At 55.1% G+C, this 20293-nt stretch carries 16 protein-coding genes and 1 pseudogene; 5 read left to right on the top strand and 12 right to left on the bottom strand.

Features of this window, described 5'->3' with window-relative positions; genetic code table 11:
- Positions 1-44 precede the first annotated feature (44 nt).
- From ACR0J0_RS10450 to ACR0J0_RS10415, 8 genes are all read right to left on the bottom strand, one after another.
- Positions 45-1850 (bottom strand): aminopeptidase P family protein, encoded by a 1806-nt coding sequence (locus tag ACR0J0_RS10450; RefSeq protein ID WP_480663654.1) that lies wholly within the window; start codon positions 1848-1850, stop codon positions 45-47.
- A complete protein-coding gene (locus ACR0J0_RS10445; RefSeq protein WP_480663652.1) occupies positions 1837-2832 on the bottom strand; it encodes an ABC transporter ATP-binding protein in 996 nt (331 codons plus the stop codon). The genes ACR0J0_RS10450 and ACR0J0_RS10445 overlap by 14 nt, the downstream gene beginning before the upstream one ends.
- Entirely contained in the window at positions 2829-3821 is a 993-nt protein-coding gene (locus ACR0J0_RS10440; RefSeq protein WP_480663650.1) for an ABC transporter ATP-binding protein, read from the bottom strand. The genes ACR0J0_RS10445 and ACR0J0_RS10440 overlap by 4 nt, the downstream gene beginning before the upstream one ends.
- Positions 3822-3830: 9 nt before the next feature.
- On the bottom strand, positions 3831-4688 hold the full coding sequence (locus tag ACR0J0_RS10435; protein WP_480663648.1) for an ABC transporter permease: 858 nt from the start codon (positions 4686-4688) through the stop codon (positions 3831-3833).
- Entirely contained in the window at positions 4685-5626 is a 942-nt protein-coding gene (locus ACR0J0_RS10430; RefSeq protein ID WP_480663646.1) for an ABC transporter permease, read from the bottom strand. Before ACR0J0_RS10430 ends, ACR0J0_RS10435 begins: the two co-directional genes overlap by 4 nt.
- A gap of 56 nt (positions 5627-5682) precedes the next feature.
- Positions 5683-7266 (bottom strand): ABC transporter substrate-binding protein, encoded by a 1584-nt coding sequence (locus tag ACR0J0_RS10425; protein WP_480663644.1) that lies wholly within the window; start codon positions 7264-7266, stop codon positions 5683-5685.
- A 144-nt stretch (positions 7267-7410) separates the two neighbouring features.
- Positions 7411-7998 (bottom strand): helix-turn-helix domain-containing protein, encoded by a 588-nt coding sequence (locus ACR0J0_RS10420; protein ID WP_480663642.1) that lies wholly within the window; start codon positions 7996-7998, stop codon positions 7411-7413.
- A 306-nt stretch (positions 7999-8304) separates the two neighbouring features.
- A complete protein-coding gene (locus tag ACR0J0_RS10415) occupies positions 8305-8595 on the bottom strand; it encodes a helix-turn-helix transcriptional regulator (protein WP_480663640.1) in 291 nt (96 codons plus the stop codon).
- A 132-nt stretch (positions 8596-8727) separates the two neighbouring features.
- Here ACR0J0_RS10415 and ACR0J0_RS10410 point away from each other — a divergent pair.
- A pseudogene (locus tag ACR0J0_RS10410) lies at positions 8728-9410 on the top strand (IS6 family transposase).
- Between the two features lie 406 nt (positions 9411-9816).
- On the opposite strand, the gene ACR0J0_RS10405 reads toward ACR0J0_RS10410, so the two are convergent.
- Together ACR0J0_RS10405 and ACR0J0_RS10400 are read right to left on the bottom strand one after the other, a co-directional pair.
- The gene (locus ACR0J0_RS10405) at positions 9817-10884 is read right to left on the bottom strand and encodes a ParB/RepB/Spo0J family partition protein (RefSeq protein ID WP_480663638.1); all 1068 of its coding nucleotides are present in this window, start codon (positions 10882-10884) and stop codon (positions 9817-9819) included.
- Entirely contained in the window at positions 10877-12262 is a 1386-nt protein-coding gene (locus ACR0J0_RS10400; protein WP_480663874.1) for an AAA family ATPase, read from the bottom strand. Before ACR0J0_RS10400 ends, ACR0J0_RS10405 begins: the two co-directional genes overlap by 8 nt.
- A 579-nt stretch (positions 12263-12841) precedes the next feature.
- On the opposite strand from ACR0J0_RS10400, the gene ACR0J0_RS10395 reads away from it, so the two are divergent.
- Positions 12842-14101: a replication initiation protein gene (locus tag ACR0J0_RS10395; RefSeq protein WP_480663637.1), complete on the top strand. Its 1260-nt coding sequence runs from the start codon at positions 12842-12844 to the stop codon at positions 14099-14101.
- Between the two features lie 38 nt (positions 14102-14139).
- Here the strand turns inward: ACR0J0_RS10395 and ACR0J0_RS10390 are convergent, their stop codons facing one another.
- Positions 14140-16446, bottom strand: coding sequence for a Tex family protein (locus tag ACR0J0_RS10390; protein ID WP_480663635.1), 2307 nt, complete (start codon positions 16444-16446; stop codon positions 14140-14142).
- Between the two features lie 369 nt (positions 16447-16815).
- Positions 16816-17754 (bottom strand): c-type cytochrome, encoded by a 939-nt coding sequence (locus tag ACR0J0_RS10385; protein WP_480663633.1) that lies wholly within the window; start codon positions 17752-17754, stop codon positions 16816-16818.
- A 96-nt stretch (positions 17755-17850) separates the two neighbouring features.
- On the opposite strand from ACR0J0_RS10385, the gene ACR0J0_RS10380 reads away from it, so the two are divergent.
- The 3 genes from ACR0J0_RS10380 to ACR0J0_RS10370 are packed head-to-tail and all read left to right on the top strand — an operon-like array spanning position 17851 to position 20251.
- A complete protein-coding gene (locus tag ACR0J0_RS10380; RefSeq protein ID WP_480663631.1) occupies positions 17851-18369 on the top strand; it encodes an RNA polymerase sigma factor in 519 nt (172 codons plus the stop codon).
- Positions 18366-19112, top strand: a complete 747-nt coding sequence (locus ACR0J0_RS10375) for an anti-sigma factor (RefSeq protein ID WP_480663629.1) — start codon at positions 18366-18368, stop codon at positions 19110-19112. Before ACR0J0_RS10380 ends, ACR0J0_RS10375 begins: the two co-directional genes overlap by 4 nt.
- A gap of 59 nt (positions 19113-19171) precedes the next feature.
- A complete protein-coding gene (locus tag ACR0J0_RS10370; protein WP_480663627.1) occupies positions 19172-20251 on the top strand; it encodes a helix-turn-helix domain-containing protein in 1080 nt (359 codons plus the stop codon).
- The last annotated feature ends 42 nt before the right edge of the window (positions 20252-20293 follow it).

The following is a 20293-nucleotide window of genomic DNA, read 5'->3' as shown; positions in this document are numbered from 1 at the left end:
GGGTGAGTACAGCGCTGCGGGCAGTGCCGACGATATTGATCCCATCAAATTACCAAGCCACTGGTGGAGCCGAGCCAAGACAGGGCGTTGGATGACAGATAAGTACCGATCCGCTGTTTCATCTCCGCATGATAGGTGTTGAGCCAAGTCCGCTCGGCATTACTCAATTTGTCGAGCAGCAACATGTCCGTCTGGATTGGAATCCATGTGAGGTTCGAGAATTCCATAAAGCCATCTTCTGCCCGGACAATTTCGAACAGGTTCTCAATGCGAATGCCAAACCGGTTCGTTTCGTAATATCCGGGCTCAATCGACAAGATCATACCCGGTGCCAAGTCCACTGGGTTGTAAGGTTTTCCAATGCGTTGAGGATGTTCGTGAACCGATAACCGATGGCCAATTCCATGACCGGTCCCATGGTCGTAATCCAACCCCAGATCCCATAACGGCCGACGGCATATCGCATCAATGTGGTGACCTTGTGTACCAGCGGGAAAACGCAAGGTCGCTATTGCATGGAACGCTTTGAAAACAGCGGTATAAGCGCGGTCATACCCATCGGGTCTGTGTGCCCCGAAAGCGATACTGCGCGTTGCATCCGTCGTTCCCGTCTCATACTGCCCGCCTGAATCCAGCAGATATGTGCCATCCGGTGGGATCGGCACCTGATTGTCCGGGCTTGTCGCGTAGTGGCACATGGCAGCATTGCCTGCAGCAGCAGAAATCGTGTTGAAGCTTTCGCAGATAAAGCCCGGTTGCTGGCACCGGAAGGACAGGATTTTTTCCTCAGCCTCGCGCTCAGTCACTGGATGCCCTGACGCCGCACGGGCCGGCACCTCACGTGCCAGCCAAGCGCAGAACTCCGTCCAGGCGATCCCGTCTTCTATGTGACAGGCTTTCAAACCTTCGATCTCGGACTTGTTCTTTCGGGCTTTCGTCAATGCAATGAGGCTGCTTTTTGCTAGCTCCTTTGCACCGTTCTGTCGTAAAATGGATCGCACGGCTTCCGGCGAGAAGTCCGGATCGAACAAGACGCCCTGATCAGCTTGCACCTTATCCGCAAGCGTCGGCAGCAGTGCTTCCATGGGTAGCAAGCAAACAAAATCGGGCAAATGGTCGGTAATGTCCGCATCTATTTTTCGGTCCGCCACAAACCAAAATACCTGCCCCGATGCATCCGCGAGAAGAAAGGAATGCGGTATCGGATTGAAGGCCACATCAGACCCGCGCACATTCAGCAACCATGCGATATTGTCGGGCTGAGTTTCAATCAGCAGCGTCGCACCTTGCAAGCGCATTTCCGTGACCAGATCCGATATTTTTTTCGCTGAACTCTTACCCGCAAACTGCAATGGAAAGGGTTCGATCTTCCCCATTGGAGGGTCAGGTTGATCAGGCCAGACAGCGTCGACTGGGTTGGTCGCTGTCGCGACCAGCTCTGCCCCGGTCCCCGCCAACGCAGTGAAAAATCGGTCATACCAAACAGGCGGTAGATGCATTGCATCATAGCCAATTTTCCAATTTGTGACCGCAACTGATGCTAGCCAGTTCTCCGGCGGCTCGTTGTGCAGGTGATGGTGGGAAAAGGCCGGACCAGCGCATTGGTTTGCGGCTTGCACCACATAGCGGCCATCAACGAATATCGCGACAGTGTCCGGTGTCACAATTGCCATCCCCGCCGATCCGGTGAAACCTGTTATGTGGGCAAGACGTTCATCATGTGGGGCAACATACTCTGCCTGATGTGCATCATAACGGGGCAAAATAAACGCATCTAATCCTTGTTTGGCCAGTTCCTCACACAAAGCTGAGACAGTGGTTTTCTGGTCCGGGGCATCAAGCATGGGCATTTATCTCTTCGACATGATGACAGGCAACTTCGCCACGACCTTCAAAGGGCAGCAGTGCGGGTACCGTTTGTTTGCAGCCATCCGTGGCGTGGCGGCACCGGACATGGAATGGGCAACCCGAGGGCATGTTCAGGGGTGACGGCAACTCTCCTTCGAGACGAGCCACATTACCCCGATCATCGGGATTTAGTGTGGGGGCTGCAGAAAGAAGCGCCTGACTGTAAGGGTGTGCGGGAGCTGAGAACAGTGTCTCGCTGTCCCCAATTTCCACGATCCGGCCCAGATAGATCACAGCGACCCTGTTAGAAACGTGGCGAACGAGCCTTAGATCATGGGCAACGAACAGGATCGTCAGATCCAGTTCTTCCTGCAGCTCCAGCAGCAAGTTCACAACCTGGGCCTGGACAGAAACATCAAGCGCCGAAACCAACTCATCCGCAATCAGGACTTCTGGCTCAACCGCCAGCGCGCGCGCGATTGCGATGCGCTGGCGCTGCCCACCGGAAAACTCATGCGGAAGCTTGTGCTGCGCATCCTGAGGAAGGCGAACAAGATCAAGAAGTTCAACCACCCGGGCCGGAATCTCGGCCTCTGGGCGCATATTGTGAACGTTCAGCGCTTCGGCCAGTATCTGGCCTGCCGTCATGCGCGGGTTTAGCGAAGAATATGGGTCCTGGAACATCATCTGGACGCGCCGGTTATAGGTACGGTCAGAGCGGTTCTGCTCGCCAAAAACGTCCTGACCTTCGAATTCGATCGTTCCTTCGCTGGGGGCATGCAGGCGCACGATGCAGCGCGCCAGCGTCGACTTTCCGCAGCCGGACTCGCCAACAACGCCCAATGCCTCACCCTTGATCAAATCCAGGCTGATGCCGTTCAACGCTTTGACCACACGGCCTGGCCGACCCGAGGCGTAGTCCACCAGGCTGCGACTTAGAGGGAACCGCAGATGCAGGTCGCGTATTTGCATAACGGTGATCATGCAGCATTTCCTTTGGCGTTGATCACAGGATTGAAACAGGCCACATGCCGCATGTCATTGATGTGCGACAGGTCAGGCCGGTCCTGCACGCAAGCTTCGATGCAGGAACTGCAGCGAGGTGCGAAAGCGCACCCCGGCGGCAATGTGTCCAGACTGGGGGGAACGCCTGGTATCGAATAGAGCGGCGTTCGGGGCGGCAAATTCTGGGGCACCGACCGCATCAGGCCAACGGTGTAAGGATGACGCGGCGCACGCAGCACGTCGCGCACGGGCCCCTGTTCCACAATGCGCCCGGCATACATGACAGAAACACTGTCACAAGTCTGGGCCACCACACCCAGATCATGGGTAACCAAAACCACTCCCATATCCATCTCTTCCGCCAAACGCAGGATCAGGTCGAGGATCTGCGCCTGAATGGTCACGTCCAACGCGGTTGTCGGTTCATCAGCCAAAAGAAGTTTCGGATTGGCGGCCAGTGCAATTGCAATCATCACCCGTTGCCGCATCCCGCCTGAAAACTGATGTGGATAGTCTTTTAGACGTTCCGCGGCCGAGGGGATTCCAACGAGGTTCAGCATTTCGATAGCCCGGTCGCGCCGGGCCGCGCGCGAGAGGTCCGTATGCGTGCACAAGGTCTCCTCAAGCTGGAGGCCGACAGTCAGTAGCGGGTTGAGCGAGGTCATCGGCTCCTGAAAGATCATCGCGATCTCGCGCCCCTGAACACGGCGGAGTTCACGATCCGGCATCGGCACCAGATCACGACCCTGCCAACGTACTTGTCCAGAGACGTCCCCGTAACGACGCGCAAGCCCCATGATCGATCTCAGGGTAACGCTTTTGCCTGACCCACTTTCACCGACCAATCCCAGTACTTCGCCGCGTGTGACAGAAAAATTCACGTCCCGCACAGCAGGCAGCGCCAGTCCGTTGCGATAGAACGTTGTGTTCAACCCTTCGACCTCCAGGATCGGCATCTTGTCGTTCATACCCATCCCCTACCCTCGCGGCCTTAACAGATCGGCCAGCCCATCACCCAGCAACGAGAACCCAAGACCGGTCAGGACGATGGCGATACCGGGCATCAGGCTCAGCCACCAGGCGGTGGAAATGAAGTTGCGACCTTCGGCAATCAAAACGCCCCATTCCGCCTGCGGAGGTTGCGCGCCCAAGCCCAGATAGCCCAGCGACGACCCAAGCAGGATCGCCAAGGCCATATCGGTCATCCAATAAACGATGACCGGGGAAATCGCATTGGGCAGCAAATGGCGAAAGATGATGCGCCGGTCGGAATACCCCATAACGATCCCCGCCGCAGCATAGTCATTGCCCATCTGCGCAATGACCTCGGCCCGCATCAAGCGCGCATAGTAGACCCAGCCGACCACTGAGATGGCGATGTACATGTTGACCAGTCCGGGGCCGAGTACAGCGACAACGGCGATCACCAATACGAGGAAGGGAAATGTGATTACCGCATCGACGACCCGGCCAAAGATCAAGTCAGCAATGCCCCGATAGTAGCCTACCAACGCCCCAATCACGACGCCGATCACCAGCGCAAATACCGTGGCAAAAACGGCCATCTGCATGTTCACCTGATATGCCCAGATCACGCGGGACAAGCTGTCCCGCCCCAACAAATCGGTGCCGAAAGGATGGGCCCATGACGGAGGTTGACGCACAGCCAGATAGTCGATTGCGTTTGGGTCGTACGGCGCGAATGCTCCGGGAAATACGGCGAGCATGATCGAAAACCCGATAATTAACAGGCCAGCCACAAAGCCCGGCTTGCGCAATACCCGCCGCCATCTGGACGGGTTCTGGGTCACAGGATTGAAGGTCGCATCGCTCATTGCAGGCGCATCCTCGGGTCAAGGCGGCTTTGAAAAAGGTCCGTCAGAAGAAAAACCAGCGAGATGAGGACCGCGAATGTCAGGGTCAGTCCCTGAATCAACGGATAGTCACGGGCAAAGATGGCTTCGAGCATCAGTCGGCCCATGCCCGGAACGGCAAACACGGTTTCAGTCACCAGTGTACCGCTCATTAAATTGCCGATGGACAGGCCCAGCAAAGTGACCGTCGAGATGAGTGCATTCCGAAGAACATGTCGTCCAAGGATCAGACGTGCGGGCAATCCCTTGGCACGTGCGAACTGGACGTATTCTGCATCCAATACTTCGATGATTGCGCTGCGCAGATTCCGCATGATGATGGCCGAAGTATATAGCGCGACGGTAATCGAGGGCAGGAACAGGTGGTACAGGCGCTCTCCAAATGTGTCGCCATACCCGCCCACGGGAAACAGGCGCAACTGCGCTGCGAGAAAAGTCAGCAAAACCAGACCGATATAGAAAACCGGCATTGACAACCCAATCTGGAACACGGTGCGAATGACGGCATCCGGCCAGCGCCCTCGATTAAGTGCTGCGACAAATGCCAGCGGCCCGGCGATCAGCAGCGACAAAACCACCGAGTATATGGTCAGAAACACGGTGATCGGCAATCGATCTGCGATCACGTCGAGCACATCCGTTCGCATCAGAATTGAACGGCCGAGATCACCGTGCAGCGTGTTTCTTAGAAACAACCAGAACTGCAACAGCATTGGCTCGTTCAGGCCCAGCCTTTCCCGAATGGCCGCGATGTCCGCGTCAGACGCCCGGTCTCCTGCCATTGCGATGGCCGGGTCGCCCGGCAAAAGGCGCACGAGCAAGAAGATGATGATCATGACCAAAAAGAAGGTCGGGACCATCAGCAAAAGCCGTTTCAAAATGTAAGACAGGCTGGACAAGTCTACGCTCCGCAAAGGGCCCCGCCGCATCTGGCGGCGAGGCAAAAGGTCAGCTCTTATCGGCTGATTGTTGCTTCATCGAAGATGTTATTGCCCAGAGGCGTCTGAACATAGCCTTCGACGGTTGTACCAAGCGCGACTGCGAAGGGTGTTTCATACATGAACAACAACGGAGCGGCCTCTGCATAGAGTTCCTGCATCCTCGCGAACTTGGCCTCACGAGCTGCCGGGTCCATCTCATTTGCGGCTTCTTCGAACAAAGTGTTGAACTCGGCATTCTCCCAGCCTGTGCCTACGGCTTTGGCGGTGGGAGTATGGCCAAGCCAACCGACAACCTGACTGGGGTCATTTACATCATTGACCCAACCATAGGTGTGAATGTCGAACTCACCAGATCGGTTTTTTGCCCCGCGGGTGGCACCGTCCACCTGCTCGACGACCAAATCGATGCCCAAAGGTGCCCACATTTGTTGAAGTGCTGCAAAGATCGTCGCGTCATCGGCGGATCCCGCCAATGTGGTCAGGGTGACTTGCGTCCCCGGCTCAACCCCGGCCTCGCTGATCAAAGCCTTGGCCTTGTCCATGTCGTAACTATAGAGCGGACTCAGATCGGCAGCATATTGTGTCGCTTTCGCCATCAGAGGCGAGCTCATGGGCTGCCCAGCCCCATGCAGGACGACACCAATCAAAGCGTCTTTGTTGGTCCCGTAGTTCAGAGCCTGCCGTACGCGGGCGTCAGCAAGCGGATTGGGCGAGCCGTCTGAGCGTGTTTCACGCGTGTTGATCGGCGAGTAGATAATTCGGGTCGAAGGGTAAAGCTGCATACTGATTTTCGGATCAGCTTCCAGTTCAGCCACACGGCTGAACGGAATAAACTCTGCGGCGTCGACCTCGCCCGCCTGCAGACGCAGGATACGCGTTGCATCATCCGGCACGATCTCAAAATGCACATTTTCGAGATAGGGTAGCGGTTCACCGTCCGATCCCATGCGCCAATAATGCTCGTTCGCACAGAAATCCATCGAGGCACCCTGCTCGAAGCCGCACAGATAGAAAGGACCGGAACCCACTCCAGGTGCAGTTGCAGCAAAGATGGCTGCAGATTTGTCCTGATCGGTGTCACCAGCCGCTGCTTCAAATGCAGCTTTTGAGACGATCGCCGTATTAAAGGTGGACAGCATTGACAGGATAGTCGGATCAGGATCATTCAGAGCAATTGTGATGTCGTTTCCATCTGCCGTAACGCTGCCGATTGATCCTAACAATCCAGCCCAGGGGCTGAGGTCGGGGTTACGCGCGCGATCCAGCGAGAACACGACATCTGCCCCGGACATGGAAGAGCCATCTGCGAACTTGATCCCTTCGCGCAGGGTCAAGGTAACGCTCTTTCCATCGTCAGCGACCGAATAGCTTTCCGCCAGCCCCGGTTCCACTGAATTTCCATCTGTGTTGCCCCGCAGCAGGGTGTCGAACAGACTGCCCACCATCCATATGTCCGGATTACGATCCGCATAGATCGGATCAATCAGGCGAGATCCTTCATAGCGAGCAAAGTTGAGCGTGCCGCCACGTTCCTGTGCAAACAAAGGCATCGCCAATGCTGCGGCAACGGTCGCTCCCAGTACCATTCTTAGCTTCATTATCTTCTCCTCCCGCAAAGTCTTTGCTTTGTGATGAAGGACAATAAGTGATTCTTAGTTTTACTAAAGTTTTTTTTAGTAAAATAATAAAAAATTTTACTCCTCGTTAATTTCATACCTTTCGGGAAGAGAAATTTAGGCCCATCAGCCTGCTTCGGTCATCGGCGACGTAGTCACCCAAAGCTCAACTGCCTCAGCCTCACCAAGCACGACGGAGTAATGACGTACTGAGGTGTCATGATGAATCACATCACCTGGCGACAGGATGAACACCTTGTCCCCAAGGTGATATTCCAACTTTCCCGACAGCAGATAGCAGAACGCCTCGCCCGTGTGACACATCTTTTCTGACACATGCCCTGGTGGGCGATGTACGATCTGTGGGTGGAACAACGCGCCAGCAAACCCGGGGCCCAACTTTTCATAAAACCGGCCGCGTGTCCCAAGAGAATATGTCTGTCTGCTATCTTTCGCGACATATTCTGAAAAAACTTCGGGCACGCTCAACAACTGCTCGATGCTAGTTTGCAAGGCCGCAGCGATAGCCATCAGCGACGTTAGCGAAGGTGAGCTCAGCCCGCGCTCAACTTGCGACAGAAAGCCGGTCGTCAGATCGGTTGCCTTGGCGACTTGATCCAGGGTTTGTCCCATGGCCTTGCGCCGCCGTCGTATCGCCGCACCCAGTTCGGTCGGTTGCCCTTTGGCTTTGATACGCGCTGTCGGAGCCTGCATCCGATCTCTCCTGCTTGTCATACGGCTTGAACCATTCAATAGAAAATTAGCAAGAAGATCAAAATTTATTTTAGCTGAGCTAAAAAACAATGTGACGAAAGCTCTAACCTGGGATCAACGAAAATATCTACTGCTCGTCGCCCCCCCTCCAAAGAGATCATCCCGATGGAGAATAGACCAATCAAGCACAACCAAAACGGCTGCCCAAAAGGTCTTGCTATCAGCCATCGCATTAGCGGCACCCGTCATCCACTGATTGTGAACCCTGACCCCTGGCTTCACCAATGTAGCCAGAATGCTTGAAATCTAGACAACAGGCGGTGAGAATTGAACTGCCTTCCAAGTGAAGTTGACTCTGTTGGAGCTTCTCGTTTTGACAAACACAGACTTCACATGCGTCTGTGCAGCGGAAGTTGCCAGACCAAGCTGTTCTCCGATCCCTGGAGAGGTGAGTCCTGTTATCAGCAAATTGGAAACCCGGATTTCTGCCAGCGAGAGGCCATAGGAAGACCCAAATGCCTCCACCCGAAGTTGCTGCTTCCCGTCTGTGTCGATGAAGGTGATCAAGCATCCTGAAAGACTTTTTTCCAACTCCATGACGGCATCCCGAAGAGGGGACGCAATCATTGGAAATGATGTTGGTTGTGTCGCAAACTATGGGGTCTAGTTGACGAGCCTGCGTGATCTGAGGTTTGTACTGGTCGAAAAATTTTAACAGGTTATTTGAGCATGATCTCGTTAAAGGGCTGTCATTTCCCCAAAGATGCAGTTTTGTACGCTGTTTACTTCTATTTGCGGTACACGGTGTCCTATCGTGACTTGGAAGAGATCATGGCTGAGCGCGGTGTGCGAATTGACCATGCCACATTGAATAGGTGGGTTGTGAAATACTCACCGATCGTCGCAGCTCGTGCGCAATCGAAGAAACGCCCAACGCTGAATTCATGGCGCATGGACGAGACCTATATTCGTGTTCGCGGCAAATGGATGTACCTCTATCGGGCCGTCGATAAAACTGGGAATACTCTTGATTTCATGCTGTCTGAGCGTAGGAACCGTCCAGCAGCAGCACGGCTCTTTGGCAAAGCGCTGGCTTCCAATGGAATCCCGAGCAAGATCGTCATCGACAAAAGTGGAGCCAACGCGGCGGGCATTCGAGAGGTGAACAATATCCTCAATCGGTTTAGCTGCCCAGCCAAAATCCAAACGGTCAGGTCCAAGTATCTGAATAACCTGATCGAACAGGATCATCGATTTATCAAGCGTCGCGTAAGGCACATGTGTGGGTTCAAATCGTTCAGATCCGCATCAGCTACTTTGGACGGCATTGAAGTCGCCAACATGATCCGGAAGCGGCAATTCCCAGCAATACGACGTCTGGCTTCCAGCTATTCGCCGAGATCGCAGGATAGGTGTATCCAGTAAGTCGCTGACCTTGACCGTTCCTATTGTTTGCGACACATCCCTCGCAGCTCTCGTCATCTATTGGCGATGAGTCCTGACCCTAGATAGAACTAAACAGCTTTCAAAACTGCATCCTTGGGGAAATGGCAGCCTTTCAATGAGATGGTGCTAAACCTGTTCGAGAACTTTTCAACTGTGAGAAACCTCAGATTACGCGGGTTCGTCAATTAGACCCAAAGTTTGCGACACATCCCGAAAAATATTGTAAATGAAGCCTATCAAGGACTTGGTGCTCATTTTTTGCGCTTTTTGCTCACTGCTGACGACTACTGAATTCAAACCGGAAGCCTCCCCTATGATCTGTTGCCGTCGAAACCTGAAGTCGCGGAAGGCGCTCCAGGTTTCGCTGCGAAACTAGCTTAGGTGGCGTGCAACTTGCTTAACCAACTCTTGGGCATCTTCTTCAGAGACACCTTTCAACCGAATACGGATACGCACTTCGTCCGACGACAACTCTGCCAGCACATCCCCACCGCCTGGCAATTTGACTGGTGCCAAAGGTTTGACTTGCTGAGGGCGCCCCCCCCGCGACTTACTCTTGTTAGGCATCGGTGCTGCATTCATCGCACTTTCTAAGATTGCCCATTCGGACTTTGGATCCAGTACTTCCGCCTCTGCCAAGGCTTGCCGGAGCTCAGCTTGCGCGCCTCCCCGCAAAGCCGAAGCCAGTTTCAATCCTGCTTTTTCCGATAGCGCAACTGGATGCTGCAGTAAGTCCCCAAGCGCCTCATGAACAACTGCAAAGCTACGAACTTTCGATCGCTTAGCTTTCGACGCTGCCGCAAAGAGAACATCGACGGCCGCTTCGGTCGTGTCAAATATCCCCTGCCCCACAGCCAAAACCGCGATGCGCCCACGCTCGTAGGGGCTGAGGTTTGAGCGCAGCTCATTTTCTTCGACCATAGATACGTAGGCACCCTGCCCCGAACCCGAATCTCGCACAAATGCGGGAATTGTCGAAAAGCGCGGGTCATCTTCCGAAAGCCGCCGAAAAGCATCTAAGCGCCTAAATCCTGAGATCAGACCGTATCCATCGCCGTCACGTGAAACCTCAATGGGCGTTCGCAATCCGTGAGCACGTAACGACTCAAGAAGCTCAGACATGGCCTCTTCGTCTTCGACCATCCGATCTCTGCGGATAAACTCAGCGTCAATCTGGTCAATCGGCAGCATTTCAGCGACTAGGCCGGCTTCTTGCGCATCTCGCCAAAGTGCCGCGTCGTTTTGGTCCTGAGCCAACGCAACGCGATCCGTTACAGACGCCATTCCATTCAGGGTTGCTGCTTCGGCAGCAACCTGGGCGATTGGCGGTGTAGCCGCAGAGGCTTCAAACGGATTCAATGCCGGTTTCGCCGCGAAACCGGCCTCCAATTCTTCAAGATCTGCGGTATTTGGTGCTGTCAATCGCCTGCGCTTAGCCATCTAGCTGTCCTCCCATTTGGGCATCCCGCCACCAACACCCTATCAACACTTCTTTGAACTCGGCGTATGTGCGATCAAAGGTTTCCCGACCACGTACATAAGTGTCGCGGTTGAAATCGCGGTAGTCCGCCTCATAGATGCCGTTAACTTGCTCACCGGCCTGCCCCACCAAAGCGGTAAAATCCTGCCTGTAGGCATTCATGAAATCACCAAAATAGGCTTGGATGACGTTGGCCATATCTGTCTGTTGGCTCGCATCAAATCGAGTGATAATGGCTCGGACCACATCCCATTCAAACTTCAATTCGGGCAATCCGGCCGCTCGCTGCGCAGCGTTTTCGCCATCTTCGATGCTCGCAAAGGTCGTGTAGAGCATATCAAAGAACCGGCCGGTTGAATCGAACTCCAGGAATGAAGCCCCTAATGGCACCAAGAGAATATCAGCAGCCGCCAAAGCGTTGATCGTTAGGTACCCAAGTGCAGGAGGCGTATCAACGAAAACGACATCATAGTCGTTAAGCACGCCTTCATCTTCCAGGAAATTGGTGAGCCCATCCCAAAGCGGCCAACTTCGAAGCCCCATACGCCATACGGGTATCTGAAACTCCGCCCAGTACAGGTTTAACTGCGCTCCAATAAGATCGATATTGGGCCAATGTGTTTTCTGGATAACGTCACTAGGCTTTGTATTCAGGGCTTCCTGCAACGTTTCATCCAGGGGAATTTCAGGCTGCCCCCCTACCTGCCGTACGCGGTTTTCTTCCTGCACAGCCCGCGCGTAGTCCTTGGCAATGAGTGGAAAGACAGTCTGCCACTCGTCGGCGACAGATCCCCCGAGAATCGAAGTCATGGATCCCTGACTATCCAAATCAATGACAAGGACCTTGTATCCATCCAATGCCGCAGACATTGCAAGATGAGCAGCTGTTGACGTCTTTCCCACGCCGCCCTTAAAATTCGCAACAGAAACGACCTTGGCGGGCAACCCTTCCGGACGATAAGGCAAATATTCTTTGGTGCTGACACCTTCCGCAGCAAAGTACTTCCTGAGTGTTAGAACTTCGTCGAGTGTAAACCACTTGGAACCCGCTTCACCTTCGCCCTGCGGAAGCTCCGGATTGGCCTTGAGGACACGCCTCAGATGGGCGGGTGCAACCGGTATCAGGTACTTTGTAATCTCCCAGATTGAAAAACGCCGCAATCTCTTTTCCCCGTCGGGCGCATACCCTCGCCGTGCCAAATCTTCACGTCCTTTGGCGCAGAACGTAGCTGCTTTCGCGAATCGTGTTGTGCCAATAGGATCTGGTAACTTCGCCGCCGCACTTTCCGGGTCGAGATTAAGATAAGGAGGTAGGGGAGGTTGGTTCGTTTTGCTCACTGTCGATGCCTCAGCTAATGTTCGCCTTGCCGGCGTATATGGGGCAATGTAGCGAACATTACCTTGCGAGGCTATCCTGTGAATGCGAGTTTTCCACAGAAATTGCGCCTCAAGCATGGTTTCGCCACGAAACTGAGAAAAAAATGAAAAGAGGAAGCACTAAACAGTTTATTCTTTTTATATAGTTTAGACTCTTTGCGAATAAAATATTGTTTAAAAACAATGCCTAATGGTACATAGGGGACCCGAATACAGGCCGAAAGGTACCAGAGTCCGGGATTAAAGGTACCCGGATACGGGTTCAATAGCACCGAACGTCGGGAAGAAGGGCTCCGATTCTCAGGACGTCAGTTTTCCAGCGATTTCAGGCTCTAATTTTGACTTTCAGAGGCGCAATTCGTTCATTGATTCGTTGGGTGAGAATCCCAAAACGACTCTTTCTGGGGATAACTCTGTTCAGTGTTCGGTTAGGTACCCAAATGCGGGTTGGGCCAAATCCCGTATATTGGTACCCAATAAAGATTGAACTAAAGGTACCTTTCGTGCCAAGAATCAGAAAACGAGCAGCCAGGCAGAATCATGCCGGATACAGAACTTAACATGGACCAGCTCTCCGGGGCTTTGCGCCGGGAGACGGTAAAGAAGAACGTCGCTGCGATTCATATCAGCGGCAAGCTGACCTTGTTGCAACGTAAGCTATCGAATGTTCTGTTGCTCAACGCATACGACGCTTTGACCTCGGCGCCGACACATACTATCGATGCGCGGACATTGGCGATGATGGTCGGGTACAATTCTAACGACTTTGACACTCTGCGGGCCAGTCTGCGCGCACTGGCTGAAACCGTCGCTGAGTGGGACATGCTGGATGAACAAGGCCGCCAGGAATGGGGCGTCTCGTCGCTTCTTAGTTTTGCCAAGTTGAAGAATGGAGTGTGTGAATATGCGTATTCCCCGGCTTTAGCGCAAAAACTGTATGATCCGAAAATCTACGCGTTGATAAATGTTCAAATTCAGCGGAACTTCAGTTCCGGTCATGGATTGGCGCTCTACGAAAACTGCTATCGGTTTGTGCGGACCGGGTCCACGGGATGGTGGGCGCTTGACGTATTTCGAAAGCTCATGGGAGTGGATGGCAGCGACTACTACAGCAGCTTTAAGCATCTGAATGCCAAGATAATTAAACCTGCCGTCGCTGAAGTGAACAAAAGCTCTGACATACTCATAGAGCCTGAGTTTCAGAAAAAGGGACGGACCGTTACGGACATTCGCTTCTTGATAAAAGGAAACCCGCAGAAAGCGATGTTTGAAATAGATGATAGCGATGGTGTCCGGAACCTATCGATTTACAAAACGCTGCGGAAACAGGGCGTTTCAGACCGTCTTGCGCGTCAGTGGATATCGGAGCACGGAGAGGACTACGTCCAACAAAAGCTGGACTATGTAAACCGGCAGGAGGGGGTGAAGTCGGCGCTAGGTTATTTGTCGGCGGCTATGCGGGATGATTACATTACAGCCAAAAAAGAGCCCGAGATTGTGCCGAGTCCGGAAGCAGTGGAAGTGGCTCAACTCAGGGATGCCGAAAAGCAAAAGCAAGACAGGGAATACGAAGCGCGAGCGGCCGAACGTACCGAGCGGGCCAGGAAGCTGGCAGTGGTGGAAGACTTGGTTTCGCGGCGAAACCCCACACAAAGAGATGCAGACAAGCGGTTGTTCGTGTCAGGGCTCGATAATGATCTCGACCGTGAGCACTTTCGGGCTCACGGTTGGCGATCGGGTCTAAACGCAACAAAAATATTCGAATTTTGGGAGGAACTGGAGCCAGACGCATTCACATAGTATCATTCAGGAAGGACTGGTAAAACGTCACTCAATCCCTATCGATTTTTCATAGCCGACCTGAGCGCATCTCCAAGGGCGCTGTGATGTGCATTCTTGTCAGATTTTGCGTGTTGCGGGCTTTTACCTTTTGCCGCGTAAGGACGTTTTCCAGGAGCATTTGCTTCACGATCCCGGCGCCCCGAAGCTCCACCGTCCTTTCGCATGGTTAACCCAATACGCTTACGTTGTACATCTACCTCAACAACGGTCACTTTGACAACTTGCCCGGTCTTAACCACTTCATGAGGGTCTTTGACAAATCGATCGGCAAGCTGGCTGACATGCACCAGACCGTCCTGATGCACACCGATATCGACAAAAGCGCCGAATGCAGCAACGTTGGTGATCGTACCTTCCAACACCATTCCGGGCTTCAAATCGGTTATTTCTTCGACCCCATCGGTGAACGATGCGGTCACGAAACTGGGGCGTGGATCCCGACCCGGTTTCTCCAACTCAGAGAAAATGTCCAACACAGTTGGAAGGCCAAAGTTCTCATCCACGAAACGCTCGGCATGCAGACCCTTCAATGCGCCATCGTGACCCATGATCTGGCGAATATCGCGACCACAGGCTGATACGATCCTTTGGGCGACGTCATAGGCCTCAGGGTGGACCGAAGACGCATCCAGCGGTTCCCACCCGTCACGTATCCGCAAAAAACCCGCGCATTGTTCGTAGGCGCGAGGACCCAGGCGTGCGACCTTCAAAAGCTCTTTTCGGGACCTAAACGCGCCATTCAAATCCCGGTGCAGGACGATGGCCTCAGCCAATCCGGGTCCAAGGCCAGAGACGTGTGAGAGTAGGGGGGCAGAGGCCGTGTTCAGGTCTACGCCCACCGCATTCACGACGTCTTCGATGACCGAGGCCAGCGACTGCGATAAACGATGCTGGTCAACATCATGTTGGTATTGCCCAACGCCGATGGACTTAGGTTCAATCTTAACGAGTTCGGCCAATGGGTCCTGCAAACGCCGTGCGATCGACACAGCTCCGCGAAGCGAGACATCGAGATCAGGGAATTCTCGCGCGGCTAGTTCTGAAGCCGAGTACACGGACGCACCGGCTTCGGACACTACAACCTTTGTGGGCGCCGTGACAGTTTTGGGCAGCAGCTTCAGAGTATCGGAAACCAGCTTTTCTGTTTCGCGACTTGCCGTGCCGTTGCCAATGGCGATCAGCTCGATCTTGTGAGCCGAAATCAGGTTCAGGATGGCTGCCTGCGCGCCGTGCAGGTCTTTTTTGGGCTGAAAGGGGTACAGCGTGTCCGTCGCAACCACTTTACCGGTTGCATCAACGACAGCGGCTTTGACGCCGGTGCGGATTCCCGGATCCAAGCCCAGAGTTGGTCTCGCGCCGGCCGGTGCGGCGAAAAGTAAGTCTTTGAGATTTCTGGAAAAAACGTGAATTGCCTCTTCCTGAGACCGACTGCGCAGATCGGCCATCAATTCGACCATCATCGACAGAGAGAGTTTTACCCGCCAGGTCCAGCCGGCAACTTTGCGCAGCCAGGTGTCTCCGGGAGCATCGCTGCGGGTTTGCAGATGGGCTGCAACGATGGCCTCGGCCCGCGTGGCGCCGGCATCGGGTTCAGGAGAGATATCCAGTGTCACGATGCCTTCTTTCGACGCGCGCAACATGGCCAGCGCGCGGTGAGATGGCGTTTTGGACCAGAGCTCGGTGTGATCAAAGTAGTCGCTGAATTTCGCGCCCTCCTGTTGCTTGCCGTCAATCACTTTCGAGGTCAGCAAAGCTTCGCGTTGCATAAAAGAGCGCAGCTCTCCCAGAAGGGAGGCACTTTCGGTCAGACGCTCGGTGACTATGTCCCGAGCGCCATTGAGTGCGTCCTTTGTGGTTGGAACTGCTGCGGTGACATAGGTCTGGGCCAACTCTTCGGGATCAGCAGAACGGTTTGCCAGAATGGCGTCCGCAAGTGGCTCCAACCCGTTTTCTCGCGCAATCATCGCCTTGGTGCGACGCTTGGGTTTGTAGGGCAGATAGATGTCTTCCAACTGGGCTTTGGTATCCGCCTGCGCGATAGACTTGGCCAAATCATCCGTCAACTTGCCCTGATCCTTGATCGAACTCAGGATCGTCTCGCGACGGGCTTCCAATTCACGCAAATATGTCAGGCGGTCCGACAATGTCCGAAGTTGTGTGTCGTCCAATCCGCCCGTCACCTCTTTGCGGTAGCGGGCGACGAAGGGAACTGTAGCCCCTTCGTCCAGCAGCTTGACCGCGGCGCCGACCTGTTCGGGGCGGGCGTTGATTTCGGTGGCGATGGTGCGGGCGATGCGGTCCAAGGGGGCCTCCTGTCTTCAGTTGGGAGGAACTTCTTAGCCAGCCGAATCGCAGAGGGAAAGGGTATATCGCAACCGCAAGCCCCGTTCGGCCAAATCCAGCAAATCATCGTGTAGGGTTTTCGCGACCTCGACACAGCCGCGGGCTGTGTCGCGCGCATGAGGCGCATGTCTGTGGATCTCACGTTTGGTTAACAATGCCCGTCTTAGCCGCGTGTTCCAGATCAACACCGGACTCGGTCAGAATAGAATGGCTGAGATCCCTGATGTCCGCCAGTGTCAGTTTGGCCCTGCCGCTCCCTTGCCTGAGGGTAGACAAGGGACAGCGTGGCAATTCGGACAATCGAAACCCGGGTTCCACTGAGCCAAGGGTTAGCCCCGAGATTCTGCCTGCAAATAGGCGATCACGTCGGCAATATCCTTGGCGTTTGTGAGGCCAGAGAACTGCATCCTGTTTCCGGGAATGGCACCCTTGGGATCAGCCAGAAACGCGGCAAGAGTTTCGGTTGTCCAGACCGTGCGGGACTGTCGCAAGGGGACAGAGTATCCGTAACCGGGGGTCTGGCCAGCAGCCGATCCGATTATACCATGCAGCGACGGGCCAACTTCGTGCAGTCCTTGTTTCAGCTGATGACAGGCCCGGCACTTGCGAAACACTTTCTTGCCCGCTTTGATATCGCCATCTACGGCGGCCACAGTAGTCGGAACGACCGGCACAATGTTGGATTGTCTGCCATCCGCGTTGAAGACCAACCGCGCTGTGACCGGAACAGTTCTAGTGATGCCGGGCAGGTTGGCCAGTTCCATCAGCCTGTCAACACCCGCATTGACGCCAGCGTCTTCGGTACTGAGGAACACCATGTCGTTGGTGGATACCATCACCGACGTCTCGGACAGGCGGACGGCAAACATCTCAGCGTCAAATTCGACATTTGTTCCGACCAGAGACAAAACGGCCTCAACGTCAATTGTTGTGGTTTGACCAACGCCGAGGGTCGAAATTTCGCCGATGTCAAATTTTGCAGTAAGCGAAGCAGTTCCTGCATTGCGGAATACGTGCGCGATCATCCGTTCGTTGCGAATGTCGACATTGGTCTCGACCGAGGACAGGTCGATCTCAATTTCGGCTTTGCCGTCCGGGCTGACATGACCCGAGAGTTTTGTGAAGGAATTGACCTCGCCAATAGTGTCTTTCTTGATTGTTCCATAGGCCAAATGCGACCCTTCCGGGGCCAACGTCCAACTGTCGGCCAACGCCTGGGTTGCAACAATTGCCGACGCAATCGTGACCGCCTTCAACAGAAGTTTCATTTCATTCCTCCAACATATGTGTCAGTCCAGACCACGCGGGCCCGGTCCGTGAATGACAAACACACACAGGTCGCGATTTATTCGATGAGTGTTGAAATGAGCTCCGAACAGGCCGTGCGCGGCGCGATCCAGACGCATTCGAAACGTGTCTGGCGGTTTGGGCTTGCCTTGTCCGGCGCATCCGACGTTGCCGACGACCTTTTGCAATCCACATGTCTGCGCGCGCTGGAACGTCACCATCAGGTGACGTCACATGATCGGCTGGACAGCTGGCTGATGACGATCTGCCGCTCGATCTGGCTGAATGAGGTGCGGGCGCGTTCGGTGCGCAAGGCGCAAGCGTTGTCTGTTACACCCGAGGCAGAATTAATTGCGTCCGGACCGGATTCAGAAACGAATATTTTCGCCGCTGAAGTGTTTACACAAGTGATGCAGTTGCCAGAAGCGCAGCGAGAGACGGTTATGCTTGTGTTCGTCGAAGGGTACAGCTACCGCGAAGCCGCCGCGTTGCTGGAAGTGCCGATTGGGACTATCATGAGCCGGCTGTCCAACGCCCGGCAGAAACTGAAAAAGCAGCATGATGCGGCAGACGCCGTTCGACGGAGTGGCAAATGAAGTTTTCCGACGAGACGCTCAGGGCGTATCTGGAAGGCAATGCGGATGTGGCCGAGGCCGCCGCTATCGAAGCGGCGATCGAAAATGACGCAGATCTGGAACAGCGCCTTATGGCACTGGACCCGTACGCGCCGGTCGTGCAGTCGGTGTTCGAGAATATTCCCGCCAAAGCGCCGCAGTTAGATTTACCGAAGTCGGGAACGGCCAGTCCCGTCCATCCTTCGGGTGGGCCGTGGCGTTTGCTGGCTGTGGCGGCGTCAGTTGCCGTTGTGGCCGTGTCCGCCACGTACTGGGTGAACCGCCCGCAACCGATGGGCTGGGCCGAGCAGGCGGCAATCTACCAGTCGTTGTATTCTCCGGATACGATCGCCTCTCTGGACAATACACCGGAGGCGCTTGACGCTCAGTTCGCGCTGGCTGAGGCGCAATTGGGTCGGTCCCTGAACCGGGACACGCTTGAATCATTGTCGGGGTTGGAGCTGAAGCGCGCGCAGGTTTTGTCGTTTAAGGGCAAGCCGTTGATTCAGGTGGTTTTCGCGGATGATAAGGGTCAGCCCCTGGCCTTTTGCATTATCCGGCAAGGCGAAGGTGCCCCTGCGAAGGACGTCAAACATGCGGCTCTTAGCGGTTTGGCCACCGCGACATGGGCGCAGGACGGCTATGGATACATGCTAATCGGTAGCAGCGAGCAAACCGATCTGAACGAACCGCTGGAAATCCTGACCACGACCTTCACGGGTTGATGGTCCGTCGTGTCGAAAACGCCTTGTGAACCGCTCAAAATATCCGAATTATAGCGGGCATGACGTCGAAACCAGTGATGCCGGATCCGGATGAGGACGCCGATACGGTCGGTCCTCCCAGTATCTATGATACCGACCCGCCCGATGATGATGATCTTTGGTTTCTTCCTCCGGATGAGGGCAGTCCACAGGCGGGCTTTCTGCCGCCCGGACCGGTGGCCGACCGGCGACAGTTGTTCGACCCACGGGATTGGCGCGCCGCGCAGTCCGAGCTGTCTTGTGAGCTGGCTGAATTGGCGGCCACTTTCGGTGCCCTGGATGAGCGGCTGCGCGCAGGGCCGAACGGTTGGGGACATCGTCTGGCATTGATGGACGTGTCCGATCTTGGCTGGTGGACAGGTGACCGGATCGGCGTCGACAGGCTGGCGCTGTGGACAGGATTGCGGATCGGGGCAACCGGGGATGACGTTCAGGCGTTGTTTCGTGCTGGTTGGGCTGTCCGCCGTCTGACATCAGGCGCAGGTCCGTCGGATGGCGGTTGGGAAACCGGGCTAACGGCGTTTCTGGATCGCTTGGCGCAGGGGATCGAAGATACTCCTGATGCTGTTGCTGATCTGGCCGAAGTCATGCGCAACGCGGAAGGATTGCACCCCGTCACGCAAGCCGCGATCGGATTTCACGCGTGGCGTGCATTATCCGAAGGCATTGGGCAGGACACCGAAGCCGCGATCATTGCCGCGCGCCATGCCGCGACGATGGGTCGGGGTGGGGCGGTCTTTATGCCTCTGGCGTTGTCGGGGCCGGGTGCGTTGCGCGGGGTTGGCACGCCTGACGAAAAGCTCTCGGCCTGGATCAGGGGAGCAGGGCAGGCTGTTCTGGCCGCGCTGCTGCATCTGGATCGGGTCAATGCTTGGGATCTGCGCGCCCGAGAGGCGATAAGCGATCTGAGCGGCCGAACGCCGCCGCGCCTTGTCGACGCTCTGACCGCATGGCCCATGGTATCTGCGCCGCTTGCCGAGGAATTGACACAGGCCTCACGTGCGGCCGTACAGCGCAACATCGACAAGATCATGAACCGCGGTCTGATCCGCGAGGTGACGGGGCAGGGGCGTTACCGGGTCTGGACCGCAGCGCTTTAGTCTGTGGTTCAATTTCGGAAAGCGCCGGTCGGATAACTCGGA

The sequence above is a fragment of the Ruegeria sp. BF12 genome (assembly GCF_056538705.1).
Note: the sequence above shows the minus strand (reverse complement) of the source record. Positions and strands in the feature narration are given on the sequence as shown.